Origin of the sequence: Sphingopyxis sp. (genome assembly GCF_019459305.1) — a bacterium.
Lineage (GTDB): Bacteria > Pseudomonadota > Alphaproteobacteria > Sphingomonadales > Sphingomonadaceae > Sphingopyxis.
In genome coordinates, this window is record NZ_JAIBES010000153.1 from 31,003 (window position 1) to 56,595 (window position 25,593).

At 63.9% G+C, this 25,593-nt stretch carries 22 protein-coding genes and 1 tRNA gene; 17 read left to right on the plus strand and 6 right to left on the minus strand.

What is annotated here, in order from left to right; all coding sequences use genetic code 11:
- Positions 1-64 precede the first annotated feature (64 nt).
- From K0M74_RS19285 to K0M74_RS19300, 4 genes are read left to right on the plus strand one after another with little or no spacing between them, the layout of a single operon-like run.
- Positions 65-1,336 (plus strand): heavy-metal-associated domain-containing protein, encoded by a 1,272-nt coding sequence (locus K0M74_RS19285; protein WP_293976108.1) that lies wholly within the window; start codon positions 65-67, stop codon positions 1,334-1,336.
- Positions 1,336-1,986 carry a DnaA/Hda family protein gene (locus tag K0M74_RS19290; protein WP_293976110.1) on the plus strand — a complete coding sequence of 217 codons (651 nt, stop codon included), beginning with the start codon at positions 1,336-1,338 and terminating at the stop codon, positions 1,984-1,986. The genes K0M74_RS19285 and K0M74_RS19290 overlap by 1 nt, the downstream gene beginning before the upstream one ends.
- Positions 1,983-4,151: an RNA degradosome polyphosphate kinase gene (locus K0M74_RS19295; RefSeq protein ID WP_293976112.1), complete on the plus strand. Its 2,169-nt coding sequence runs from the start codon at positions 1,983-1,985 to the stop codon at positions 4,149-4,151. The genes K0M74_RS19290 and K0M74_RS19295 overlap by 4 nt, the downstream gene beginning before the upstream one ends.
- A complete protein-coding gene (locus K0M74_RS19300) occupies positions 4,144-5,640 on the plus strand; it encodes a Ppx/GppA family phosphatase (protein ID WP_293976114.1) in 1,497 nt (498 codons plus the stop codon). The genes K0M74_RS19295 and K0M74_RS19300 overlap by 8 nt, the downstream gene beginning before the upstream one ends.
- 119 nt (positions 5,641-5,759) lie before the next feature.
- Here the strand turns inward: K0M74_RS19300 and rnd are convergent, their stop codons facing one another.
- The gene (gene rnd, locus K0M74_RS19305) at positions 5,760-6,893 is read right to left on the minus strand and encodes a ribonuclease D (RefSeq protein ID WP_293976170.1); all 1,134 of its coding nucleotides are present in this window, start codon (positions 6,891-6,893) and stop codon (positions 5,760-5,762) included.
- Here rnd and K0M74_RS19310 point away from each other — a divergent pair.
- The 7 genes from K0M74_RS19310 to K0M74_RS19340 all read left to right on the plus strand — a co-directional run bounded on the left by K0M74_RS19310 (position 6,792) and on the right by K0M74_RS19340 (position 14,132).
- Entirely contained in the window at positions 6,792-7,385 is a 594-nt protein-coding gene (locus tag K0M74_RS19310) for a hypothetical protein (protein WP_293976180.1), read from the plus strand. The genes rnd and K0M74_RS19310 overlap by 102 nt on opposite strands.
- Positions 7,385-8,896 (plus strand): FAD-binding protein, encoded by a 1,512-nt coding sequence (locus K0M74_RS19315; protein ID WP_293976116.1) that lies wholly within the window; start codon positions 7,385-7,387, stop codon positions 8,894-8,896. The genes K0M74_RS19310 and K0M74_RS19315 overlap by 1 nt, the downstream gene beginning before the upstream one ends.
- A 100-nt stretch (positions 8,897-8,996) precedes the next feature.
- The gene (gene aspS, locus K0M74_RS19320) at positions 8,997-10,778 is read left to right on the plus strand and encodes an aspartate--tRNA ligase (RefSeq protein ID WP_293976172.1); all 1,782 of its coding nucleotides are present in this window, start codon (positions 8,997-8,999) and stop codon (positions 10,776-10,778) included.
- 2 nt (positions 10,779-10,780) lie between these two features.
- Positions 10,781-11,656, plus strand: a complete 876-nt coding sequence (locus tag K0M74_RS19325; RefSeq protein WP_293976118.1) for an alpha/beta hydrolase — start codon at positions 10,781-10,783, stop codon at positions 11,654-11,656.
- 72 nt (positions 11,657-11,728) lie between these two features.
- Positions 11,729-12,670 carry a hypothetical protein gene (locus K0M74_RS19330; protein WP_293976120.1) on the plus strand — a complete coding sequence of 314 codons (942 nt, stop codon included), beginning with the start codon at positions 11,729-11,731 and terminating at the stop codon, positions 12,668-12,670.
- A gap of 85 nt (positions 12,671-12,755) precedes the next feature.
- Positions 12,756-13,541, plus strand: a complete 786-nt coding sequence (locus tag K0M74_RS19335; RefSeq protein ID WP_293976122.1) for a polyphosphate kinase — start codon at positions 12,756-12,758, stop codon at positions 13,539-13,541.
- Positions 13,542-13,595: 54 nt separating this feature from the next.
- Complete coding sequence (locus K0M74_RS19340; protein WP_293976124.1) at positions 13,596-14,132, plus strand: DnaJ domain-containing protein; 537 nt, start codon at positions 13,596-13,598, stop codon at positions 14,130-14,132.
- Positions 14,133-14,246: 114 nt separating this feature from the next.
- Here the strand turns inward: K0M74_RS19340 and K0M74_RS19345 are convergent, their stop codons facing one another.
- From K0M74_RS19345 to K0M74_RS19360, 4 genes are all read right to left on the minus strand, one after another.
- The gene (locus tag K0M74_RS19345; protein ID WP_293976126.1) at positions 14,247-15,089 is read right to left on the minus strand and encodes a TraB/GumN family protein; all 843 of its coding nucleotides are present in this window, start codon (positions 15,087-15,089) and stop codon (positions 14,247-14,249) included.
- 53 nt (positions 15,090-15,142) lie between these two features.
- A complete protein-coding gene (locus K0M74_RS19350) occupies positions 15,143-16,084 on the minus strand; it encodes a TraB/GumN family protein (RefSeq protein WP_293976128.1) in 942 nt (313 codons plus the stop codon).
- Positions 16,085-16,152: 68 nt separating this feature from the next.
- Complete coding sequence (locus K0M74_RS19355; protein WP_293976130.1) at positions 16,153-16,791, minus strand: hypothetical protein; 639 nt, start codon at positions 16,789-16,791, stop codon at positions 16,153-16,155.
- Positions 16,760-16,975, minus strand: coding sequence for a helix-turn-helix transcriptional regulator (locus K0M74_RS19360; RefSeq protein ID WP_293976132.1), 216 nt, complete (start codon positions 16,973-16,975; stop codon positions 16,760-16,762). Before K0M74_RS19360 ends, K0M74_RS19355 begins: the two co-directional genes overlap by 32 nt.
- Positions 16,976-17,229: 254 nt before the next feature.
- Between K0M74_RS19360 and K0M74_RS19365 the strand changes: the two genes are divergently transcribed.
- From K0M74_RS19365 to K0M74_RS19390, 6 genes are all read left to right on the plus strand, one after another.
- Positions 17,230-18,111: a glycine--tRNA ligase subunit alpha gene (locus K0M74_RS19365; RefSeq protein WP_293976174.1), complete on the plus strand. Its 882-nt coding sequence runs from the start codon at positions 17,230-17,232 to the stop codon at positions 18,109-18,111.
- Positions 18,108-20,339: a glycine--tRNA ligase subunit beta gene (glyS, locus tag K0M74_RS19370; RefSeq protein WP_293976176.1), complete on the plus strand. Its 2,232-nt coding sequence runs from the start codon at positions 18,108-18,110 to the stop codon at positions 20,337-20,339. The genes K0M74_RS19365 and glyS overlap by 4 nt, the downstream gene beginning before the upstream one ends.
- A 111-nt stretch (positions 20,340-20,450) precedes the next feature.
- Positions 20,451-23,111 carry a pyruvate, phosphate dikinase gene (gene ppdK / locus K0M74_RS19375; protein ID WP_293976134.1) on the plus strand — a complete coding sequence of 887 codons (2,661 nt, stop codon included), beginning with the start codon at positions 20,451-20,453 and terminating at the stop codon, positions 23,109-23,111.
- A 39-nt stretch (positions 23,112-23,150) separates the two neighbouring features.
- Entirely contained in the window at positions 23,151-23,726 is a 576-nt protein-coding gene (locus K0M74_RS19380; protein ID WP_293976136.1) for a DUF1214 domain-containing protein, read from the plus strand.
- Position 23,727: 1 nt separating this feature from the next.
- On the plus strand, positions 23,728-24,255 hold the full coding sequence (locus K0M74_RS19385; RefSeq protein WP_293976138.1) for a DUF1254 domain-containing protein: 528 nt from the start codon (positions 23,728-23,730) through the stop codon (positions 24,253-24,255).
- A 44-nt stretch (positions 24,256-24,299) separates the two neighbouring features.
- A tRNA-Arg gene (locus K0M74_RS19390) sits at positions 24,300-24,376 on the plus strand.
- A 901-nt stretch (positions 24,377-25,277) separates the two neighbouring features.
- Here K0M74_RS19390 and K0M74_RS19395 read toward each other — a convergent pair.
- Positions 25,278-25,538, minus strand: a complete 261-nt coding sequence (locus K0M74_RS19395; protein ID WP_293976140.1) for a hypothetical protein — start codon at positions 25,536-25,538, stop codon at positions 25,278-25,280.
- Positions 25,539-25,593 lie beyond the last annotated feature (55 nt).

Sequence of the window (25,593 nt, forward strand, 5' to 3'; positions counted from 1 at the left end):
CTTGTCGGGATCCAACAGATTTCCTTGTCCGCGCGTGCGCTTTTGGGCAGAGCATAGAGAAGAGATGAATTCCACCGCTCCCCTTCCGTTCGTCCACCGGTTCAAAATCGTCGCGTTGCCGCGCGACGGTCGCTGGCTCGCGCTGTTCGGCTTGTTCTTCGCGATCCTGCTCGTTGGGGTTGTCGAGGGGCAGATCAGCCGCGGCAATCGCGGCATCACCCCGATCAACAGCAGCGGCGATTTCCTGGCCAGCGGCATCCTGGTCGACGTCACGGGCGATAATGCCGACGACGCGCGGAGCAAGGGCTGGCGCGAGGCGCAGCGCAAGGGCTGGACCCAGCTCTACCGCAAATTGAACGGCAGCGACGGCCCCGCGCTTGGCGATTCGGTGCTCGACGGCATCGTCACCGCGATCATCGTCGAGGAAGAACAGATCGGCCCGCGCCGCTATGTCGCGCGGCTCGGCGTTCAGTTCGACCGTGTTCGCGCCGGACAGATATTGGGTGTCAGCGGCCGGACGCTCCGCTCGCCGCCCTTGCTCGTCATCCCCGTCTATTCGATCGACGGCATCCCGCAGGTGTTCGAACAGCGCAGCGCGTGGCAACGCGCCTGGGCGGAATATAACACCGGGCAAAGCGCGATCGATTACGTCCGCACCGCAGGCACCGGCGCCGACACGCTGCTGCTCAACGTGGGGCAAACCGGGCGGCGCGGGCGCATCTGGTGGCGCGTCATCCTCGATCAATATGGCGCCGCCGACGTGCTCACCCCAATCGCGCGCGTCGAATATTCCTGGCCCGGTGGTCCGATCAAAGGCCATTTTACCGCGCGCTTCGGCCCCGACAGCAAGCTGATTTCCAGCTTCACGATGACCGGTCCCAGTCCCGCGGCGCTGCCCGACATGATGGAAAAGGCCGTCGCGCGCATGGACCGCATCTATATCGATGCGCTGGCGGCGGGCGTGCTGAAAACCGATACCTATCTTGTCCTCGAAAAGCCCGTCGAGCGCGAAGACCTGCCCGAGGAAGCCGCGACCACCGACGAGGACGCGCTGCCCAGCGAAACCGACAGCAGCGTGCCGACCACCGCGCCCGCGGGGGTGCAGAGCTTCACCGTCCAATACAGCTCGCCCGATGTCGAATCGGTCACGGCGACCGAACGTGCCGTGGGCGGGGTCGCGGGGGTTGAGTCGGCATCGACCACCAGCCTGGCGCTTGGCGGCACATCGGTGATGCGCGTGACCTTCCGCGGCGACATCGCAGCGCTCAGCGCGGCGCTCGCGGCGCGGGGGTACAAGGTGCAGGAAGGCGGCAGCACGCTGCGGATCAGCCGCTGATGGCACGACCTACCAGCCAGATTGCGCTGCCGCTCGACTGGAGCGCCGGGGGCAGCAATGACGCTCCGCTGGTGGTCGGGACCAGCAATGCCGATACGATCCGCTATCTGCGTCATGTCGCGACCTGGCCGGTGCGGACGGCGGTGCTCACCGGTCCACGCGGGTCGGGACGCAGCCTGATCGGACGGCTGTTCGCCGCCGAAACCGGCGGCCGCGTCATCGACGGACAAGATAGCGTGTCCGAGGAAGAGATTTTCCATGCCTGGAACGCCGCGCAATCGTCGAACGTACCGCTGCTGATCATCGCCGACGCGCCGCCCTCCGAATGGGGCATTGTGCTGCCCGATCTCGCTTCGCGACTTCGCGCTGTGCCGGTGCTGACGATCGCCGAACCCGATGATTGCCTCGCCCGCGATCTGATCGAGGCGCTGTTCGCGCAGCGCGGGATCGCGCTGGCACCCGAGGTGGCTGCTTATATCGTGCCGCGGATGGAGCGCAGCTATGCGATGATCCACCGCGTCGTCGCGGCGCTCGACGCCGCGTCGCTCGAACAGGGGCGGCGGGTCGGGATTCGTCTTACGCGTGAAACATTACTGTCACAGGGGCTAATCGATCCCGATCTGCTCGAACGACAGGACCATGATGCATGACGCTCTCCGGACAGCCCCTTCGCGCCGACAATGACGCCAACACGGGGCTTTCGACGTTCGGACCCGAACGCTTTTTCAACCGCGAGCTCAGCTGGTTGGCATTCAACCGCCGGGTGATGGAGGAGGCGCGCAACCCCGCGCATCCTTTGCTCGAACGCCTCCGTTTCCTGTCGATTTCGGGTAGCAACCTCGACGAATTCTTCATGGTTCGCGTTGCGGGGCTGAAGGGCCAGCAGCTGCAGGGAATCGACGATCCCTCCGCCGACGGCCGCTCGCCCAGCCAGCAGCTCGCCGAAATCGAGGCCGAGGTGAACCGGCTGGTCGATCAGCAGCAGAGCGAATGGCAGCGGCTCCACAAGCTGCTTGGCGAACAGGGCATCGTCGTCCACGGCACTGGGTCCGACCGCGAACCGCTGCGCGCCGCGCTGCGCCAGTATTTCATCGACCAGATTTTCCCGATCCTGACCCCGCAGGTGCTCGACCCGGCGCACCCCTTTCCCTTCATCCCTAATCGCGGGCTGGGGATCATCTTCGACCTGCAGCGCAAGGCGACGGGCGAGACGGTGCGCGAACTGGTCCTGATCCCCGCGGCGCTGCCGCGCTTCGTGGCCGTGCCCGGGCAGGCGCAGGCCTTTGTGCCGATCGAATATCTGATCGAGATTTTCGGCGACCTGCTGTTCCCCGGTTTCACGATCCGCTCGCTCGGGGTGTTCCGCATCATCCGTGACAGCGATATCGAGCTCGAGGAAGAAGCCGAAGATCTGGTGCGCCTGTTCCGCACCGCGATCCGCCGCCGCCGCCGCGGCCGCGTCATCCTGCTCGAACTCGAAGCCGATATGCCCGGCGAGATTGCCGAAGTGCTCAACGCCGATATTCAGGGGCATGAAGCGATCGTTGCCAAGATTGGCGGCTTCGTCGGGCTCGCAGCCCTGTCGGCGCTGGTCGATGTCGATCGCCCCGACCTGAAATTCCCGGCCTATTCGGCGCGCTTCCCCGAACGCATCCGCGAACATGGCGGCGATTGTTTTGCCGCGATCCGCAGCAAGGACATTCTGGTCCACCACCCCTATGAAAGCTTCGAGGTCGTCCTCGCTTTCCTGCGGCAGGCGGCGGCCGATCCCGATGTGGTAGCAATCAAGCAGACGCTGTATCGCGCCGGCGACCAGTCGCCGGTGATCCGCGCGCTGATCGAAGCGGCCGAGGCAGGCAAGTCGGTGACCGCGGTGGTCGAACTCAAGGCACGCTTCGATGAAGAGCAGAATCTGCTGTGGGCGAACCAGCTCGAACGCGCCGGGGTGCAGGTCGTTTACGGCTTCATCGAGTGGAAAACGCACGCCAAGATTTCGATGGTCGTGCGCCGCGAAGGGCAGGGGTATCGCACCTATTGCCACTTCGGAACGGGCAATTACCATCCGGTCACCGCGCGCATCTATACCGATCTCAGTTTCTTTACCGCCGATCCCCGCGCCGGGCGCGATGCGGCGCAGCTGTTCAACTATATCACCGGCTATGTCGAACCCGAACGGCTCGACATGATCACCATGTCGCCGCTCAACATGCGCGCGCATCTGAGCGACCTGATTGATGCCGAAATCGCGGCGGCAAAAACGGGGCAGCCGTCGGGTGTGTGGGCCAAGATGAACAGCCTCGTCGATCCCGACATCATCGACAAATTGTACGAAGCAAGCATCGCTGGCGTGCCGATCGAGCTGATCGTCCGCGGCATCTGCTGCCTCCGCCCCGACGTCCCCGGCCTGTCGGAAACGATCCGCGTCAAATCGGTGGTCGGGCGTTTCCTCGAGCACAGCCGCGTCTGGGCATTTGCCAACGGCGCGTCGCTGCCGCATCAGCGTGCAAAGCTGTACATCAGCAGCGCCGACTGGATGCCCCGCAACTTCGACCGCCGCGTCGAATATATGATCCCGATCGAAAATCCGACGGTGCATGACCAGATTCTGGACCAGGTGCTGGTCGCAAACCTGATCGACAATGAACAAAGCTGGGTGCTGCAATCCGACGGCACCTATGTCCGCACAAGCCCGGGCGATAAGCCATTCAACCTCCATCATTATTTCATGAACAACCCGTCGTTGTCGGGCCGCGGGACGGCGCTGCACAAGCGCCAGGACGTCCCGACACTCGCCTTCAACATGCGCGATGATTGAAACTTTGGGACTGTCGCGAACCTCAAAACAGGCGGTTCACCGCTCCGCAGTCATCGACATCGGATCAAACTCGGTTCGCCTCGTCGTTTATGAAGGACCGGCGCGCGCGCCCGCGGTGATCTTTAACGAAAAGGTCGCAGCCGGGCTGGGCCGCGGCCTCGCAATCGATGGCCGCATCGCCGACGAGGATGCCAAGCGCGGCCTTACCGCGCTGCGCCGCTACGCGCTGCTCGCCAAACATATGGAGGTCAAGAACCTGCAATGTGTCGCGACCGCGGCCGTGCGTGACGCCAAAAACGGTCCCGAATTCATTGCCGCTGCGGCCGAGGCGGGGCTCAAAATTCGCCTGTTGTCGGGCGAGGAAGAAGCCGAAGCCGCGGGATACGGCGTGTTGTCGGCGATCCCCGACGCGCATGGCATCGCGGTCGACCTCGGCGGTGGCAGCCTTGAACTGGCCGAGGTGGCCAATGGTCAGGTCGGACGCCGCGCGTCCTTCCCGCTCGGGGTGTTGAGGCTGCCCGCGCTGCGTAAGGATGGGCAACAGACGTTCGAGCGCGCGGTCCGCAAGATGCTCCGGACGGCAGGTTGGCCAAACGGCATGACCGGCCTGCCGCTCTATCTGGTCGGCGGATCGTGGCGCGCGCTATCGCGTCTCGACCTTGAATTGACGCAGGATCCGCTCGCGGTGCTCGACCAGCACAGCCTGCCGCGGGCTGCCCTACGGCGCCTCGTTCGCGCTACCAATCGGCTGACGTTCGAAGAGTTGCGCTCGATCCCCGGCATGGCATCGAACCGTGCCGCTGCCTTGCCCGACGCGGCGGCGCTGCTCGCGGCGTTGGTCAATATCCTCGATGTCCCCGAAATGACGGTGTCATCGTCGGGCCTGCGCGAAGGGCTGCTCTATCAGGCGCTCGACGCTGAAACGCGCGCGCAGGATCCGCTGATCGTCGCCGCGGAGTTTGAGGGGCGCCGGCTCGCACGCTTTGCCCCGCATGGCCGCGCGATCACCGAATGGATTGCGCCGCTGTTCACCGGCGAGGCACCCGCCGACAGCCGCGTCCGGCTCGCCGCCAGCCTGCTCAGCGATGTCGCCTGGTCTGCCAACCCCGACTTCCGTGCCGAACGCGGGACCGAGATCGGATTGCACGGGAACTGGCGCGGCATCGATATTCCGGGGCGCATCCTGCTCGCGCGGGCGCTTCATGCTGGCTTCGGCGGTGCCGACAGCGATTTTCCCGACATGGGGCCGCTGGTGGCGCCCGAACGGCTGGCGCGGGCGCGGCAATGGGGCCTCGCGATCCGGCTGGCGCAGCGGCTGACCGGCGGGGTCGAGGCGCCGCTGAAAGCCAGCCATATCGCGCTGGTGGATGGGAAGCTGCGGCTCAGCCTCGACAAGGGATGGCACCATCTGGCGGGTGAATCGGTCGAGCGCCGACTGCGGTCGTTGGCGCAGGCGCTGGATACCAAGCCGGACATGATGCTGCTTTAGTCTCGTCGCCCTCGCGAAGGGGGGCGCTTTCGTTTTGCGCAGTGACGCAGGAGAAGTCTGCGATCGGCCGCGATCAGAGGCACGCGACTCTGAATGACCCTTCGCGGGGCGATGTCAGGTTAAGCCTCGGCTGCCGTTGCGGCGTCGATTTCGCTCATCACCAGCTTGCCGTGCTTGACCGCAAAGCCCATCCGGCCTTCAACCAGGTTGAGCGCGGCAAAGCCGAACACGTCGTAACGCCAGCCTTGCAACATCGCGATGCCCTCACGGCCGCCTGCCGCGAGCGCTTCCAGATCGTCGCTGCGCGCGATCAGGCGCGATGCGACGTTGAGTTCACGGGCGCGGATTTTCAGCAGCAGCTTCAGCAGGTCGGCAACCAGCGCGCCTTCCTTGCCCAGCCCCGGGCCGCGCGGGGCGCGGTCGGGCATGTCGTCCTTGTCCATCGGCTTGGCGCTGGCGATCGCGTCCATCAGCCGCGCACCGATATCGTTGCCGCGCCAGGTGGCCGACAGACCGCGGACGCGGCCTAGCCCGTCCTGATCCTTCGGCGGATGCGCCGCGATGTCGGCGAGCGTCTCGTCCTTGACGATGCGCCCACGCGGCAGGTTCTTCGACCGCGCCTCGCGTTCACGCCATGCAGCGAGCGCCTGCAACCGGCCCAGCACATCAGGCTTGCGCGAAGGTATTTTGATTCGCTGCCAAGCGTTTTCGGGATCTAGATTATAGTTCGACGGATCGGCCAGCTTTTCCATCTCCTCGTCGAGCCAGTGACCCCGACCGGTCTTGACCAGCTTGTCGAGCATCATCGGGAAAATCTTGGCGAGATGGGTGACGTCGCCGATGGCATAGTCGATCTGGCGCTTGTCGAGCGGGCGGCGGCTCCAGTCGGTAAAGCGCGCGCCCTTGTCGAGTTGCAGCCCGATCCACGCCTCGACCAGGTTCGAATAACCGACTTGCTCGGCCTGGCCGATCGCCATCTGGCCGATCTGGGTGTCGAAAATCGGATGCGGTGTCTTGCCGGTCAGGTTGAAGATAATTTCGACGTCCTGCCCGCCGGCGTGAAAGACCTTCAGCATATCCTTATTGTCGACCAGCAGGTCGAGCAAAGGCTTCAGGTCCATGCCCGGCGCCAGCGGATCGATCGCCGCGGCATGCTCGCGGTCGGCGACCTGAATCAGGCACAGCTCTGGCCAAAACGTGTTTTCACGCATGAATTCGGTATCGACGGCGATGAAATCGCTGCGACCGATCAGGGCGCAGAATTCGACGAGAGCGGCGTTGGTTTCGATCAACGGATGGACTTGCATAGCGCGCCTATACAGCTAGTTGAAAAGAACGGGCAGGAAAAATTGTCCGTACTCTTCGGGTCGCGGAACCGGAATACCGGTCAGAGGAAAAACGAAGGGATTTGGGGCATGATGTGGGTCGGTTGGGCGCTGGCCGCGCTGGGTTTTGCGCTGCTGGTCGGGCAATATGCGGCGGGGCAGGCGGATATTTTCGTCTCGATCGCCAATCCGCGGCCGCTTGATGAAGAATCGATGGTGGTGATGCTGAAAGGCTGGGGGTTTGCGGTGCAGGCGGTGCAGCCGTTCCTGACGCCGGAATCCGATCAGGGCCTGTGCGATGTACGCATATTCGCGACGCGGCGACAGATGTTGATGGCGATAGCGAGTTTCGGCTTCCTGCGCCCGGTCACCGTCGCTTGGCGCGCCCACGCCGGCGTGCTGCCGCTGGGAGACGCCTGATGCCGATCGTGCGACTGGGCGACGAAGGACGCTGGACCAATTATCACGGTACCGGAACTTGCGAAGCGGCGACGCGCTTTGCGCTGCGCAGCGGCGATGCGGAGCGCGGCCGCGACGAGATCGCGATTGCTTCCGGATCGGTGCAAGACTGGCTGGTTGATGCGGTGGCGGCGCAGCGCCGCGTCCGGCCGCTTGGCGCGGGTTGGTCACCGTCAAACATCAATATTGCCTCTCAATGCTGGTTGCTCCACACGCGGCGTTTCAACCGCTGTTTCGGCATCGACGCCGCCGACGTCCGGCCCGGTGTCGACGCCAGCGGGCTGATGCTGGTCGAGGCGGGAGCGCTGGTTGACGAAGTGTCGGACAAGCTGGAGGCACAGGGGCGTTCGCTGTGGACGAGCGGCGCGGGCAATGGTCAGACCTTCGCGGGTGCGTGTGCCACCGGCACCCACGGGTCGATGATCGCCAGCGGCGGCATCCAGGATCATATTCGCGCGGTGCAGATTGTGACGCCTGCGGGCATTCACTGGATCGAACCCGCGGCAGGGTTGATGAACGATGCCTTCGTCGCTGCTACGGGTTCGGTGCCGATGCGCGACGACGATCTGTTCGCCGCGTCGCAGTTGCCGGTCGGGTCGCTGGGGATCATCACGGCGCTGGTCGTGGATAGCGTGCCAAAATTCCTCGTCCGTCCGATCCAGAATCTGCGCAAGGTCGATCGCGCGGCGCTCGACTGGCTGGCGGCGGGCGATTTCCGCCGCTTCTCGGCGGCCTATGCACTCGATCGGTATCCCGATTTTGTTCAGATGATCGTGAATCCCTATAAACCGTTCAAGCGCCCCGCGATGCTGAGGTTCCTTTATCGCGAGCCGTGGCGCGACGATTATCCACGCGCGACACCGGGACAATTGGGGGCAGGCTATGACGCGCTCAGCCTGCTCGGACGGCTCCTCGACGATTATCCCTGGGCGCGGGGCGCGTTGCTGCAATTCGCGATGAAGCAGGGCTATGCGAGCGGCCCTGACGTCGATGTGCCGCCGGTGTATGGCAGTTGGGGGGAGGGGCTGGATACGCACCGTCCGCTCGCCGACCTGTTCAACGCCTCGGTGACAATTGACCGCGCCGATCTGGCGCATGCATTCGAGCTGATCTGCGATGTCTATGCGCGGCACGGCGGCTCGACCGTGGTCACCGTGCGTTTCATGGCGCGCGCCGAGGGTTTGCTGGCGCCAGCGCGCTTCCCGCACAATGCGGTGATCGATTTCGACGGTCCGCGTAGCGCGCGCACCGCCGATGCCTACGCCCGCGTCGTCGAACGGCTCGATGCCGAGGGGATCGCCTTCACGCGCCATTGGGCCAAAAGCTGTCGCCTCGACGCGGCGCGCGTCGCCGCCGACTATGGCGAGGATTTCCGCCGCTGGCGCGCCGCCCGCGACCGGCTTCTGCCTGATCCGTCACACCGGGCGCTGTTCGGCAGCGAGATACTCGACGGGCTGGGGCTGACCTGCTGACTGGCCTTCAACCCTTGACAAATGGCGCGCCGCGCTGCCTTAGGCGCGGCCATATTGGCGTGTTTTCTACGCGCGCTCCCAAACATTGAAAGACGATCCCATGCACGCCTATCGCACCCATAATTGCGGCCAGCTTCGCGCCGAACAGGTCGGCCAGTCGGTCCGCGTCTCGGGCTGGGTGCATCGCAAGCGCGATCATGGCGGGCTGTTGTTCGTTGACCTGCGCGACCATTATGGCCTGACCCAGATCGTCGCCGACAGCAGCGATGCGGCGTTCGCGATCCTCGACGGCCTGCGCGCCGAAAGCGTCGTGACGATCACCGGCGACGTCGTCGCGCGCTCGCCCGAAACGGTCAACGCGAACCTGCCCACCGGCGCGATTGAAGTGCGCGCGCGCGATGTTGTCGTCCAGTCGGCAGCAATCGAGCTGCCGATGCCGGTCGCGGGCGAACAGGATTATCCCGAGGATATCCGCCTGAAATACCGTTTCCTCGACTTGCGCCGCGAACGCCTCCACGCCAACATCATGCTGCGCTCGAACGTGATCGCGTCCTTGCGCCGCCGCATGGTCGATCAGGGCTTCACCGAATTCCAGACCCCGATCCTGACCGCGTCGTCGCCCGAAGGCGCGCGCGACTATCTGGTGCCGAGCCGCGTCCATCCCGGCAAATTCTATGCGCTGCCGCAGGCGCCGCAGATGTTCAAACAGCTGCTGATGGTCGCGGGCTTCGATCGCTATTTCCAGATCGCGCCCTGCTTCCGCGACGAAGACGCCCGCGCCGACCGTTCGCCCGGAGAATTTTACCAGCTCGATTTCGAAATGAGCTTTGTTACGCAGGACGATGTGTTTGGCGCGATCGAACCTGTGCTCGCCGGCGTGTTCGAAGAGTTTGCGAACGGCAAGTCGGTGACCCCGGCGGGTTCGTTCCCGCGCATTCCGTACCGGGAATCAATGCTGAAATATGGCAATGACAAGCCGGACCTGCGCAACCCGCTGATCATTACCGACGTGTCGTCGCATTTCACCGGCTCGGGCTTCGGCCGCTTCGCCGATATTGTCGCTGCGGGCGACGTCGTGCGCGCGATCCCGGCGCCTGCGACCGCCGAGAAGAGCCGCAAATTCTTCGATGACATGAACAGCTGGGCACAGGGCGAAGGCTTTGCGGGCCTCGGCTATGCGACGCGCAAGGGCGGTGAGTGGGGCGGCCCGATCGCCAAGAATCATGGACCGGAGAAGATGGACGCGCTTGCCGCCGAGCTTGGCATCGGTCCCAACGATGGCTTGTTCTTTGCCGCGGGCAAGGAGGCCATGGCGGCGAAGCTCGCGGGCCTCGCGCGCACCCGCGTTGCCGAGCAGCTCGAGTTGATCGATCCGAACAAGTTCGAAATGTGCTGGATCGTCGACTTCCCGATGTTCGAGGCCGACGAAGACACCGGCAAGATCGATTTCAGCCACAACCCTTTCTCGATGCCGCAGGGCGAGCTCGAAGCGCTCGAAACCAAAGACCCGCTCGACATCTTGGCCTGGCAATATGACATCGTCTGCAACGGTGTCGAACTGTCGTCGGGCGCGATCCGAAACCATCGCCCGGACATCATGTACAAGGCGTTCGAGATCGCGGGCTACAGTCAAGCCGATGTCGACGCGAACTTCAGCGGCATGATCAACGCCTTCAAATTCGGCGCGCCGCCGCATGGCGGTTCGGCCCCCGGCGTCGATCGCATTGTAATGCTGCTCGCCGACGAGCCGAACATCCGCGAGGTCGTCGTCTTCCCGATGAACCAGAAGGCCGAGGATCTGATGATGAATGCCCCGGCACCGGTCAGCGACAAGCAGCTCAAGGAACTCGGCATCCGCATCGTGGATGGACCAAAGGGCTGAGCGTGAGCGAAGCGCCGCGCGAGCACCGGCTGGACACGCCGGCGGGCGAGATTTGCTGGTTCGAATGGGGTGAGCCGTCGGATCGGCCTTCGCTGCTGCTGCTCCACGCGACGGGATTTCACGCACGGTTATGGGATCAGGTCGTCGCGGGATTGCCATTGGGTGCCCACGTCATCGCACCCGATCAACTCGGCCATGGTCGCAGCGCCAAACCTGGGTCGCTGTCCGACTGGGCTGCGACTGCCGACGCGCTGCTGCCGCTGATCGACCGCTTCGCAGGAACTCCGCTCATTGCCTGTGGTCACAGCATGGGCGGCTACGTCCTGACCCGGCTCGCAGCCGAGCGGCGAGATGCCTTTGCGCATATCTTTCTGATCGATCCGGTAATCATGCCGCCCGAATTTTACATCGGAGCGGCCGATGCACCGGTACCCGATCCGGCGGAGCATCCCGTGGCGCGGCGGCGCAGCCGTTGGGACGGCTGGGAGGCGATGAACGCGCATTTTGCCTCGCGTCCACCCTACGCGCATTGGCAGCCGGAAGCGCTCGCGGACTATTGCCGGTTCGGCCTGCTCGCTGCCCCGGATGGTGAGGGCTGGGAGCTTGCCTGTCCGCCCGCGCTGGAAGCGTCCGTCTATCAGAACGCGCTGCGCACCAATCCGCACGACTGGCTGCCGTGCATCACCGTACCGGTAACTGTCATTCGCGCCAGGACCGGCGAGCGCGCGGGCACTCTCGATTTCTCGGTCAGCCCGACCTGGCCTGGCCTTGGCGCCGCGCTGGACGCCGTGCGCGACGAGCAATGGGCCGATCAAAGCCATTTCATCCCGATGGAGGCGCCGCAGCGCCTCGCCGACCTGATCGCTACCGAATTCTGACCCCGGTGCCTGCGCTGTTTTGACAGCGCCGCCGGGCTGCGATAGCCCGCCACGGGGTGGATGATGGGGGCAATGATGATTGACGCACGATTGCTGTTTGGCACCTCCTTGCTGGCGTTGGCGGTGCCCGCGGCCGCCGAAACATTACCGATCAACGCCGCCGATCCCGCCGCCGCCGACGTTATTGATTTGATCCGCATTTCGGTCGAGCGGTTCGAGGGGGAGGATGGCGCGGCGTTCGCGCAGGCACTCGAGGCCGAACTCGCCGATGCGAACTTTCGCGGCGGTCCTTTCTATCATGTGGTGGCGCCCGAATCGGGGGCGCCGACCGATGCGCTGGTCACCGGCACGATACGCAGCAGCGTCGAAGACGTACCGGTGATTGAAAAGCGCCAGCGCTGCACCGAATATGACCCCGCCGACAAAAAGAAGTGCCTGCAGGAAATCGATGTCGACATTCGCTGCCGTCGGCGCACCGCGACCGTTGCCACAACGGTGCGGCTGGTGGTCATAAACGACGGTTCGATCCGCTACACCCGACCGCTCAACGCCCGCGATCAGGTCACCTACTGCCCCGACCGCAGCGCGCCGCAATCGGTTGAGGATTATTTCACCGCGACCTTCCGCAACCAGGTGCGCGCAATCCGCAGCGACCTTGCCCCGCGAGATTATACGCTCGACGTTCGGGTCGACGAAAGCACCAAGGGGCTGACGAAGCCCGTGCAGGCGGCGTTCAAGGCGGCGGTGCGACAGACCAAGACCGATCCGTTCGGCGCGTGTAGCGCGTGGAACCTGATGTCCCGTGATACCGAACCCACGCCTGCGCTCGCGTTCAACATGGGACTTTGCGCCGAAATGGAGGGCGAGCTCGATGCCGCCGTCGCTTGGTACGCCAACGCGCAGCGGCAGGGGTCGCGGAGCGGTGCGATACCGCAGGCACTGGCGCGCATCGATCGCCATCGCAGGGCGCTCGGCGCGTGGGTCGCGCGCAAGGTCTCGCTGGGGCGCGAGTAATGGAAACCAGCCGCCGCTGTGCCATAAATCGACAGCGCTGCTTCGGGCTTGGTCTGGCTGCATGGGTTGGGCTAGGGATAGCGTCATGACCATTTCCCTTTTCGATCACGAAGCCGGCAGCAAATATGACGGCGACTACGACGACGCCATGGAAGCGCTGCAGGAGCGGCTTGAGCGTGTGCAGGCGGCACACATCACCCATGGCCAGCGCAGCGTCCTCATGTTCGAGGGCTGGGACGCAGCGGGGAAGGGCGGGATCATCAAGCGGATGACCGCGCTGCTCGACCCGCGCTATTTCGACGTTTGGCCGATCAGCGCGCCAACCGAGGAGGAAAGGGCGCGCCATTTCCTGTGGCGCTTCTGGAAACGCCTGCCCGGCAACCGCGAAATCGCGATCTTTGACCGCAGCTGGTACGGCCGCGTCCTTGTCGAGCGGGTCGAGGGATTTGCGACGGAGGCCGAGTGGCGCAAGGGCTATGACGAGATCAACGAGTTCGAGGCGCAGCTGACTGGCAGCCGCACCAACCTGGTCAAGCTGTTCGTCCACGTGACGCAGGAAGAGCAGGACAAGCGTTTTGCTGACCGCCTCGACACCCCTTGGAAGCGTTGGAAGACCGGCACCGAAGACTATCGCAACCGCGCCAAGCGCAAGGACTATCTCGCCGCGATGGACGAGATGTTCGCGCAGACGAACACGCGCTGGGCGCCGTGGAAGGTGATCGATGGTAACAACAAGAAAGCGGCGCGCATCGCCGCGCTGACCCATATCGCCGATGCGCTGGAGGCGATCGTGCCGATGACGCCGCCTGATCTGGACCCGGCGGTGGTCAAACTGGCTGCCAAAGCCTTTGGCTACAAGCCCAAAGTCTAGGTTTTTCGCGGCCTACGGGTAGCCATAACCGGCCTTGCTCGCTACATGGGGGTGATGAGCCGCGCCAAAAGATCCGACGATTGGGGATTTCCCCGCTGGCGCCCCTATGGCTCGGGCAACGAAGCGCAAAAGGTTCGCCTGTGCGACCGGCACGGCTGCACCAATCCCGGCAACTGCCCCGCGCCGAAATCGCCGAACAGCCCCGAACGCTGGTATTTCTGCGAAACCCATGCCGCCGAATATAATCGCGGCTGGGACTATTTCGAAGGCCTGAGCGCCGAAGATGCCGCCGCGCGCGCCGCCGACGAGACGCGCGATGCCGGGGCTTACGCCAAGGCGCAGCATTATGCCTGGGGCGGATCGGGCGACGGCAGCCGCAGCGCCGACGAAATGCGTGCGCTGGAGATACTCGATCTGGAACCCGACGCCGATTTCGAGACGACGAAAAAGGCGTGGCGCGCGCTCGCCAAGGAAACGCACCCCGACGTCAAGCCGGGCGATGCCGCCGCCGCCAAGCGCTTCGCGGCAGGGCAGGCGGCGTTCGAGGTTCTGAAACAGGCTGAAGACCGGAAAAGCTGGAAACCGGCTTAAGTTATGCGGTCGGCCGCGACCGATTGCGGACGTGAAGCCCTCTCCGCTTGGCAGAGGGGAATGGCAGCCGCCCACCCCAAAGCGGCGACCGGCAAGCCGTGGCGAAACCGCCCCTCACTGCACGCGCGTAACCGTCATGCCGTCGGCTTCCAGTATCGCCGGTACCCCATCGGCGCCCAGCAGATGTCCCGCGCCAACCGCCATCATCACCGTGCCGGGCTCAGCCATCCGTCGTTTCGCCCATGCGGCCCAGCGGCGGTTGCGGTCGGTGACGATCGCCAGGCGGGCGGCCGGCACCGCGTCGACATCTTCGTTGACCATCTTTTCCATCGCCGCGACATCGCCGCGGCTCCACACGGCGGTCAGTTTGATAACGTCATCGACCGCGTCATTCGCGCCGACGGCGGCGCGGGTCAACAATGTGCGCTGGGTCCGCGCGTCAAGATTTTCGAACAGCATCAGCTGGCCTCGCGCCGATTCCAGCCCGCGGATTGGTTTGCCCGCCGCGCGGAATTTATCGGTCAGTGCGCGTTCGACGCCTGCTGCCGGCGACAGATCAGCATCGCGCGCGGCACGCTGCCCGATCAGAATCACGATTGCCCAATCGTCGAGCTGGGCCGCGTCCAATTTGCCACCGCTCGCCTCGAAGGCGCGAAAGCGGGCCAACGGGTTTCCGGACAGCCGCGCCTCGATCGGTAGCGGCGCCGCGCGTGTCGCCAGTTCCCGGAATATCCGTCCTGCGGCACCGGCTTGCTGCGGTGACAATTCCATCATCAGTTCGTCGGCGGCGGCGATCGCCTGCCCTACTGCGCCGCCATCCCAATCGGTTCCGGGCGGCAACGCGTGCATTGTGCCGAACAGGTAAATCTTGGTGTCGTCGTCGGTGACCAGCCACATCGCCGGCTTTGCCTGCGGTGCGGGTTCGGGCGTGCCGCATCCCGCGAGCAACAACGGCAAAAGGGCCGCCGCAAAGCGGCGACCCCAATGGCCGGCGGAATGCGTCGCGGTCGTCAATAGTCGATGCGCGTCGCAGTCAGGCCGCGGTCCTTCAGATAATCCTGCACGCTCTTTTCGCCCGCCAAATGCCCGGCGCCGACCGCGATGAACACCGTGCCCGGCTTGTCCATCCGCGTTTTGATCTGGTCGGCCCAGCGCTCGTTGCGCTCATACAGCAGCTTGGCGGCAAGTTCGGGCGTCGCCGCCAGACTGTCGTTCATCACGACGGCCAGCCCGTCGGGATCGCCCTTCGCCCACAGCCCGACCATCTTGTCGAGCGTCGGGCCGAGCTTGTCGAGATCCTTGACCACCGAATTGAGGAAGGCGACCTGCTGCGTATGGGGCAACTGGTCGAAGAAGCCGAGCTGTTCTTCGAGCGTCTCAAGCCCTGCGACCGGCTTGCCACCGGCTTTGGCGAATTTGGTCAGCAGCTTCTCTGCGCCCTGTTCCGGATCATAGCCCAGCTTGGTCAGCGGCAGCACCGACAGCGTCATCGCCGGAAACCAGGGCTCGAAACTGTCGAATGCATTGGCCGGCAGCCCGACGCTGACCATCGCGGCCTGATAGGCCTCGAGCTGCTCAGGGGTCAGGCGCGAGGGGATGGTCTTGCCGGTGGTGTCCATCGCGAGCGGCATCATCGTTTTGGCCACCGCGGCCTGATCTTCGGGCATGACGATTTCGAGCATCATCTCGTCCGATTTGTCGAACGCGGTCTTCACCGCCTCGTCGAACCAGCTGAGGCCGGGTTTCAGCACATGAACAGTACCGAACAGATAGATCGTCGTGTCATCGTCCTTGACCACCCACAGTGCCGGATCGGCGTCGGTCGTCGCAGCGGCCGCGGCAACCGGTGCGGGTTCAGTGGCTGAAGCGACATTGCTGCCGGGCAGCACGGCGCATTGCGCAAAGGGGATGACCGCGCAGCTGGTGGCGAGGATTTTGAACCATTTTTTCATCGGAAGAATGTCCTTTTATCTATGGCGCTTATGGCCGGAGGGGAGTGGGAAGGGGAGAGGGAAACTGTTCAGCGGAACTTGAACCAGAAATAGACGATCCCGTTGACGATCAGCGACAGGGCAAACAGCTGCATCGCGTCGACCGGCGGCGCCAGATCGGCGCGCCACAGAACCCACCAAGCGGGGCAGGGCATGACAAAGGCGTAAAAGCCCGCAAGCGCGCCCAGATGATAAGCCTGCCGCTCATGATCGTCGATCGTGCGGTGATAGAGGAACAGCGCGACGATCACCCCGACGATCCAGAGCAATGACAGGCCAATGGCAATATTCGGCGTCATCGCGCTGTTGCTGAACAGGCCGTCGGCGCCTTGCGGTCCGGTCTGTAACACCAGCGCGGAGACGAAACCGAGCGCGCCCGACAGGATGACGCTGATCCAATAGAGCCGCTTGCGCGGCGACCAGCTGCGGAACGAGTCAGCGTGGCGGCGAACATAGAGCGCCAGCGCAATGCCGCCGAGCGCGACAGCGAACAGCGGCCCTACCCATGGTGCTATCGCAGCCTCGCCCGATTCCGCAGCAGACTGATTATAGCCAGTAAAACCGCCCGCCAGCATCGCGGTGCCAAGGCCGATTGCGACCGGCACCCACATCGAGGGGGCGCGGCGCGGTTTGGGATCAACGTCCATCGTCATGTCCTTCATGGCCATCGTCGAAAATCTCCTCGATCGGCATCGCGAACAATCGCGCTAGTTTGAATGCGAGCGGCAGCGACGGGTCGTATTTCCCCGTTTCGATCGCGTTCACCGCTTGGCGCGACACGTCGAGCCGGTCGGCCAGTTCGGCCTGGCTCCAGTTTCGCATCGCGCGCAGCACCTTCAGCTGGTTGTTCATCGTCGATCCCGTTGTCAGGCAACGCTGACCGTATGTCAGGTGTTATTGACTAAATGACATGATTCGCTGACTGTGTCAACAAGACCTTACATCGCCCCGAAATGACGCGCCGCGCGACACTTTCGCCAACATCCGCGCCGCGCGCGCCTTGACCCTGCGCGCGCCCTGCGCCAAGGGCAGCGACACTTGTTGCACCTGCGAAAGAGCGGACAGTGGCCGACGCGGCGGAGACGAAATCCTTAAGCTTTCAGGACATGATCCTGACGCTGCACGCCTATTGGGCGGCGCGCGGTTGTGCGATCCTGCAACCCTATGACATGCGCGTCGGTGCCGGGACATTTCACCCCGCAACCACGCTGCGCAGCCTCGGCCCCGAGCCGTGGAACGTCGCTTATGTCCAGCCGAGCCGCCGCCCGACCGACGGCCGCTATGGCGAGAACCCGAACCGACTCCAGCATTATTACCAGTATCAGGTGATCCTGAAGCCATCGCCCGCTGACTTGCAGGAACAATATCTGGGCAGTCTCGCCGCGATCGGTATCGACCCGCTGCTCCACGACATCCGCTTTGTCGAGGACGACTGGGAAAGCCCGACGCTTGGCGCGTGGGGGCTGGGCTGGGAAGTCTGGTGCGACGGCATGGAAGTCACCCAGTTCACCTATTTCCAGCAAATGGGCGGCTTCGACTGCAAACCCGTCGCGGGGGAGCTCACCTATGGGCTCGAACGCCTCGCCATGTATATCCAGAATGTCGACAATGTGTACGACCTGCGCTTTTCCGACCCCGTCGGCGACGTGCCGGGGTTGAGCTATGGCGACGTGTTCCTCGAGAATGAAAAGCAGTTCTCGAAATGGAATTTCGAGGTTGCCGACACCGACGGCCTGTTTGCGGGGTTCAAGGCGGCCGAGGCCGAATGCCAGCGCGCGATCGAAGCGAACGTCCCGCTCGCCGCCTATGATCAGGCGATCGAGGCGAGCCATTTGTTCAACCTCCTGCAAGCGCGCGGCGTGATCAGCGTCCAGGAACGCACCAACTACATGGCGCGCGTGCGCGACCTTGCCAAGGGCAGCTGCAAGGCATGGATCGACAGCCAGTCGGACGCATGGACCGCGAAATATCCGGGGTGGACGCTGTGACCGACTTCCTCCTTGAACTGCGCAGCGAGGAAATTCCGGCTCGCATGCAGGCCGGTGCGCGCGCCGAACTCGATAAGCTGTTCCGCGCCCAGATGTCTGCCGCGGGCATCGAGGTCGGCGATCTCAGCATCTGGTCGACGCCGCGGCGCCTCGCGCTGATTGCGCGCGATCTGCCGGACGCAACCGCCGCGGTCAGCGAAGAACTCAAAGGCCCGCGCAGTAGCGCGCCGCTGCAGGCACTCGAAGGTTTCCTGCGCAAGACCGGGCTGACGCCGGAGCAACTCGAAGACCGCGACGGCGTCTATTTCGCTGTCATCGACAAGCCCGGCCGCGCGACCGTCGAGGTGCTGGCAGAGGCGATCCCCACGATCATTCGCGCCTTTGCCTGGCCCAAGTCGATGCGCTGGGGCAAGGACAGCGCGAGCAGCGAAAGCCTGCGCTGGGTTCGCCCGCTGTCGGGCATCGTTGCTATCTTCGGCGAAGAGCTGGTGCCGTGCGAGATCGGCGGGATTGCCGCAGGTTTTGCGACGCGCGGCCACCGTTTCCACTGCCCGGGCGAAATCACGATCGGCTCGGCGTTGGACTATGTCGAAAAGCTGCGGGCGTGCCATGTCATCGTCGATCATGAGGAACGGCAGGCAATCATCCGCGATGGCGCCGCCAAGGCTGCCGCCGACGCGGGGCTGACGCTGGTCGCGGACGAGGGGCTGGTGATCGAAAACGCCGGCCTGACCGAATGGCCGGTGCCGTTGCTCGGCCGTTTCGACGAAGCGTTTCTGGAAGTGCCCCCCGAGGTTATCCAGTTGACGGCGCGCGTGAACCAGAAATATTTTGTCGTGAATGACGCGGCGGGCAAGCTGGCGAACGGCTTTGTCTGCACAGCGAACATTGCGGCGCAGGATGGCGGCGCGGAGATCGTTGCGGGTAACCGCAAGGTGCTCGCGGCGCGGCTTTCGGATGCACGTTTCTTTTGGGAGCAGGATCGCAAGACCAAGCTGGAAGACCTCGCAAAGAAGCTGGATCGCATCACCTTCCACGAAAAGCTCGGCACCGTCGCCGACAAGGTCGAGCGCGTCGCAAACCTGGCCGAATGGCTGGCAAGCGGAGGCATCGTCCCGAACTGCAACCCCGCCTTCGCGCGGCAGGCGGCGGAACTGGCGAAAGCCGACCTCGTCACCGAAATGGTCGGCGAATTCCCCGAACTGCAAGGCCTGATGGGCGGTTACTACGCCCGCGCCGAGGGCTTGCCCGATGCGGTCGCCGATGCGATCCGCGATCACTACAAGCCGGTCGGGCAGGGCGATGACGTCCCGACTGCGCCGGTGACGGTGGCTGTGGCGTTGGCGGATAAGCTGGATACGGTGGTTGGCTTTTTTGGCTACGGCCTGAAACCGACGGGGTCCAAAGATCCGTTTGCTTTGAGGCGGGCTGCCATTTCAATTCTTCAATTGATCGAGCACGGTGGCATTCGCGTGCATCTCAGGCCGCTCCTATTTCGTCTGTCTTTGGCCTGCTACCAGCAAGCAATTGCTCGCGCATATTTTGAACGGTTTGGCAAAGTTGCGGATGTCTTTGGCGCAGAGTCGAATGACGAGAAATATGATCTTCTCATACGCCTTCAGGGCATTGAGCCCAGGCTGGAGACGGATGCGCTAAATCCCAAAACTGCCGCTTCCCAGCTGCTCGAATTTCTGATTGACCGTCTCAAGGTCCAGCAACGCGACGCCGGTGTTCGTCATGACCTGATCGACGCGGTGTTTGGGCTCGGCGGTGAGGATGATCTGGTTCGGTTGCTCGCGCGGGTGAAGGCCTTGCAGGCGTTTATGGCGAGTGATGACGGGGCGAATTTGCTGGCAGGGTATAAGCGCGCCGCGAATATTTTGAAGCAGGCGGGCAAAGATATCGTCTTCCCAGCGAAAGCTGGGATCGCTGGCGATGGTGAGCCGACGATAGCGGCCCCGGCTTTCGCTGGGGCGACGGATATGGACAAGACGCTCCTTACCGCCCTCGACCGCGCCGAACCCGCCGCTTCCACCGCCGTCGCCGGCGAACGCTTCACCGACGCCATGGCGGCGCTCGCCTCGCTCCGCGCGCCGATCGATGCGTTTTTCGACGGCGTGATGGTCAATGACCCCGACGAAGCGGTGCGCGCCTATCGGCTCGGCCTGCTCGCCCGATTTACCGGCGCGGTGCATGGCGTTGCCGATTTCTCGAAGATCGAGGGCTGACGCATCGCTATGCGCCGCTTCTTATAACGAACGAAGTAAATCTGAATCGACGATAGACATTCCCCACCCTATCCAGCCGCAACCTCCTCCCCGGGGCAGCAGGAGCATATGATGACGAAGATGGTGCATTTGTTCGGCGGCGCGGCCACGACGGCCGAGCGCTCGAAGGAATTGCTGGGCGGCAAGGGATCGAACCTCGCCGAAATGGCCTCGATCGGCCTGCCGGTGCCCCCGGGCTTTACGATCACCACCGACGTCTGCACCGCTTATTATGCCAATGGCGAACAATTCCCCGCGGGGCTGATCGAACAGGTGACCAGCGGAATTACCCATATCGAAGGCATCACCGGCAAAAAATTTGGCAACCCTGCCGACCCGCTGCTCGTGTCGGTGCGCTCGGGCGCGCGGGTGTCGATGCCGGGAATGATGGACACGGTTCTTAACCTGGGGCTCAACGACAAAACCGTCGTCGGCCTTTCCGAAGCGTCGGGCGACCCGCGTTTCGCGTGGGACAGCTATCGCCGTTTCGTCCAGATGTACGCAGACGTCGTCATGGGGCTCGATCATGCCGAGTTCGAGGAAGCGCTGGAAATCGCGAAGGAAGACAGGGGTTTCTACCTCGACACCGAGATGTCGGCTGAAGACTGGCAGGCGCTGGTCAAGGAATATCAGGCGATCGTCGAACGCGAGACCGGCGCGCCATTCCCGCAGGAACCGAACGATCAGCTATGGGGCGCGGTTGGCGCCGTATTCGCCAGCTGGGAAAGCGACCGCGCTAAAGTCTATCGCCGCCTGAACTCGATCCCCGCCGAATGGGGCACTGCGGTGAATGTGCAGGCGATGGTGTTCGGCAATATGGGCGACACCTCGGCGACGGGCGTCGCCTTCACCCGCGACCCCGCGACCGGCGAGCGCGCCTGGTACGGCGAATGGCTGATCAACGCACAGGGCGAGGACGTCGTCGCGGGCATCCGCACCCCGCAATATCTGACCACCGCAGCGCGCGAGCGGGCGGGCGCCAAGCCGCTTTCGATGGAAGAGGCAATGCCGGATACGTTTGGCGAGCTGGGCCGCGTCTTCGATACGCTCGAAACCCATTACCGCGACATGCAGGACATCGAATTCACCGTCGAGCGCGGCACTTTGTGGATGCTCCAGACGCGGTCAGGCAAGCGCACCGCCAAGGCAGCGCTGAAGATCGCGGTCGATATGGCGGCCGAGGGGCTGATCACCGAGGAGGAAGCCGTTGGCCGCGTCGACCCGGGCGCGCTCGATCAGCTGCTCCACCCGACGCTCGATCCCGACGCGCCGCGCGATGTGCTGACAAAGGGGCTGCCCGCCAGCCCCGGCGCCGCGTCGGGCAAGATCATGTTCACCGCCGATGCGGCCGAAAAAGCCGCGGAGATGGGCGAGGCGGTCATTCTGGTGCGCGTCGAGACGTCGCCCGAAGACATCCACGGCATGCACGCTGCCAAGGGCATCCTCACCGCGCGCGGCGGGATGACCAGCCACGCCGCGGTCGTCGCACGCGGTATGGGGCGTCCGTGCGTGTCGGGCGCGGGCGGGCTGTCGATCGACGGCAATGCGCGCGTGCTGCGCGTCGCCGGGCGAGAACTGCGCGAGGGCGATATCATCACCCTCGACGGATCGACCGGCGAAGTGATGGCGGGCGAGGTCAAGACCCTGCTGCCCGAACTGGTCGGTGATTTCGGTACGCTGATGGTGTGGGCCGACAAGGTCCGCCGCATGAAGGTGCGCGCCAACGCCGAAACACCTCAGGACGCGCAGGTCGCACGGGACTTCGGCGCCGAAGGCATCGGGCTTTGCCGCACCGAGCATATGTTCTTCGACGCCGCGCGTATCACCGCGGTGCGCGAGATGATTTTGGCCGAAAATGAGGCGGGTCGCCGCGTAGCGCTCGCCAAATTGCTGCCCGAACAGCGGGCGGATTTCGCAGGGATTTTCGAGGTCATGGCGGGGCTGCCAGTGACCATCCGCCTGCTCGATCCGCCGCTCCACGAATTCCTGCCGACGCGCGAAGAGGATTTCGCCGACGTCGCCGCGGCGGCGGGTGTGGGAATCGAGGCGCTCAAGGCGCGTGCCAACGAACTGCATGAATTCAACCCGATGTTGGGCCATCGCGGTTGCCGCCTCGGCGTCACCTACCCCGAAATCTATGAGATGCAGGCGCGCGCGATTTTCGAGGCGGCATGCGACGTGGCCGCTGCCACCGGCGCCGCGCCGATCCCGGAGGTGATGATCCCGCTCGTGGCAACGCGCCGCGAGTTCGACTTGATGAAGGCGGTCGTCGACGCGCAGGCGAAGGCGGTGTTTGCCGAAAAGGGCCGCGAGATCGCCTATCTGGTCGGCACGATGATCGAACTGCCGCGCGCCGCGCTGATGGCGGGCGAGATTGCCGAGACGGCGGAATTTTTCAGCTTTGGTACCAATGATTTGACCCAGACGACGATCGGCATCAGCCGCGACGATGCGGGACGCTTCCTGACCCAATATGTCGATAAGGGCATCTTCCTGACCGACCCGTTCGTCAGCCTGGATGTCGAGGGCGTCGGGCAGCTGATCGAACTGGCGGCGGAGCGCGGGCGCAAGACGCGTCCCGACGTGAAGCTTGGCATCTGCGGCGAGCACGGCGGCGACGCACCGAGCATCCATTTCTGCGAAAAAACCGGCCTCGACTATGTCAGCGCCTCGCCGTACCGTGTGCCGATTGCACGGCTGGCGGCAGCACAGGCGGCGTTGAAGGCGAAATAGTCGTCGCCCCCGCGAAGGTGGCGACAGGGGGAGCACGTCATGAAGAGCTGGCACCGCTATGCGATCGCCCTTGTCGGCGGCCTGACCGTCGGCCTCGGTGCCGCTTGGGCGTTCACCAACGGAGGGCTCAGCAATGGCGCGATTGCCAACGGGCCATGGACGACCTCGCTGGGCTTTGGCACCAAGGCGACAGATCCCGTCACCCGCGCGCTGGTCGCCCGCGCCGGCCTGCTCGCACTGCCCGCGAAGGAAACTGTCTATTGGTCGGCAACGACCGATGCCGCTGGCGCGCCGCTCGATGGCAAGTGCCGCTACCGCCTTTCGGGCAAACCGCTCGATGCGCGCTGGTGGAGCGTCACCATCTATGATGCCAAAGGCTATCTGGTTGCCAATCCGGCGGATATCTGGTCGGTCAACGGCGCCAATGTTGCGCTGGACGCCAAGGGCGAATGGGGCGTAACGATCGCGCCCACAAAGCCCGCCGATGGCGCATGGCTGCCGGGCACCAGGGACCAGCCGTTCCACCTGACGCTCCGCATGTACAATCCGGGAACCGCATTCCGGGCCGACCCAGCGAAGGCGGTGCTGCCGCAAATCGTGAAGGAGGGCTGCTGACATGCGTAACTGGCTCGGCCCGCTCCTCTTCGGTCTCCTTGTCGCTGCCGCAGCCACCTGGGCGGCGATTGGCGCGATTCCCTATGGGCTGATGAAAATCGCATCGGACCGGCTGGGGCAAAGCGGCGTCAACACCATGTCGCATGGCAATCTAGCCAATCCCGATCGCCAGCCGGTGGTGCGGCCCAGCCCCGATCTTGCATATTCCAGCTGCCCTTATGATCTGTCGGCGGGGCCGCTGGCGATCGACGTGATGCCTGTTCCGGGCCGCTACAGCTCGCTCAGCGTCTTCGATGCCGCGACCGACGTGATCTTTGTCCGCAACGATGTCGAGGCGGCGGGCAAGCCGTTCCGAATCATCCTGGCGCGCGAAGGGCAGGCGGTCCCCGCGGGCGTCGAAGTGGTTCGCACGAACCATGATCGCGGCATCGCGCTGATCCGCCTGCTTTTGAAAGACCCCAAGGAAATCGGCGGCCTTGATGCGATGCGCCGCCAATCATCCTGTGCCACGGTCACAAAGCTGAAATAGGGGGTTGCGCCCCCACGCGACGCCCCTTAAAGGCGCCTCTCCACGCACCCGTAGCTCAGCTGGATAGAGCATCAGACTACGAATCTGAGGGTCGGGCGTTCGAATCGCTCCGGGTGCACCATTTCTTTCAATAGCTTGGTAAATTTGCTCCGCCGTCCGGCGCTGAGCTAGCAATCACCGTGACAGGTATCAGCGCAGTTCTGCCGAAGGGTGGCAATGTCGGCGCTTTCATCGATGAGGATGTTGAATTGTCATTCGCGAATGTCGGCCCTGCGCCTTTGCAGGTTCCCGCTCCGTCCGCTCCGATGACTGTGCCCGTTTCCGCAGCGCCGACAAGCATTGCGCCCTTGGCGCCTGCCGCCACGACAACTCCATCTGGCGGCTGACTATTCAGCTGTCCGTTAGAGGCCCGACCCTCGCAATGGTAGCCCGGGCCGGGTCAGGCATCTGGCGCTCACTCGGATGGGATTTTGATGCCACCGATAATGATTCCTGCCACCACCATCGTGAGCATCCAATATTCGATTGCGAACGCTCTCGCTCGCCATTTCGGATCGTTCAAACTGAGACACTACCGCTTGCCATGCTGTCTAAACAAAGAACGGAGTTTCTGACAAATGCCTACCAGCAGGCTCTACGCCGGCCCCTTCGTCTAGCGGACAGGACGCGGCCCTCTCACCGCTGAAACATCGGTTCGATTCCCGTAGGGGTCACCAGCAATATCAAGCAATCAGCTATGATAGGCTCAGGACCATCGACATATGGCAGATATCTGCCAAGGGACGTTGGTGCAAGGGCGTCTAGCTTCGTAGGAAGCTGACGAGTCTAAATGTTGCCGTGCAGCAAAAAGGCCGCGCCAGTGGAACGCGGCCTTTCCGGCATATCACATGCACCCCCCTCAGCTTCTCCGGGTCGCAGGAGTCGCCAAAGTTGCAGCAATTATATCCAGAATGGCTCTATCGTCAATTCGCGCAAAAGAGCGCATTTCCCGCGGTGGGACAGCTCTAACCCTTGCCGTTCGGTCAGCGCATCCTCGAACGACCTACCTGGCGACCCACCAACCAACCGACGATGAGCCCGGCAGACATGATTAAGTAGCGCACGATCGTCCCCGCTTCTGATGCAAAGGCAATCGCAATAACGCCAGCGACAAACATACCAACGAAAATGCCAATAATGCTGCCAATATCTTCGGGTGTCCGATTTGAAGCCATAGCAAGACCCTCCCCGGTTGCTGCGGAAGGCAGCGTGACACGATTATTGTAGCAAGTCGAATCGAGCAATCGGAGGAAGCGACAATGGTCGTCTTCGAAGTGCTCGGCCCCCACGACGGAGGCA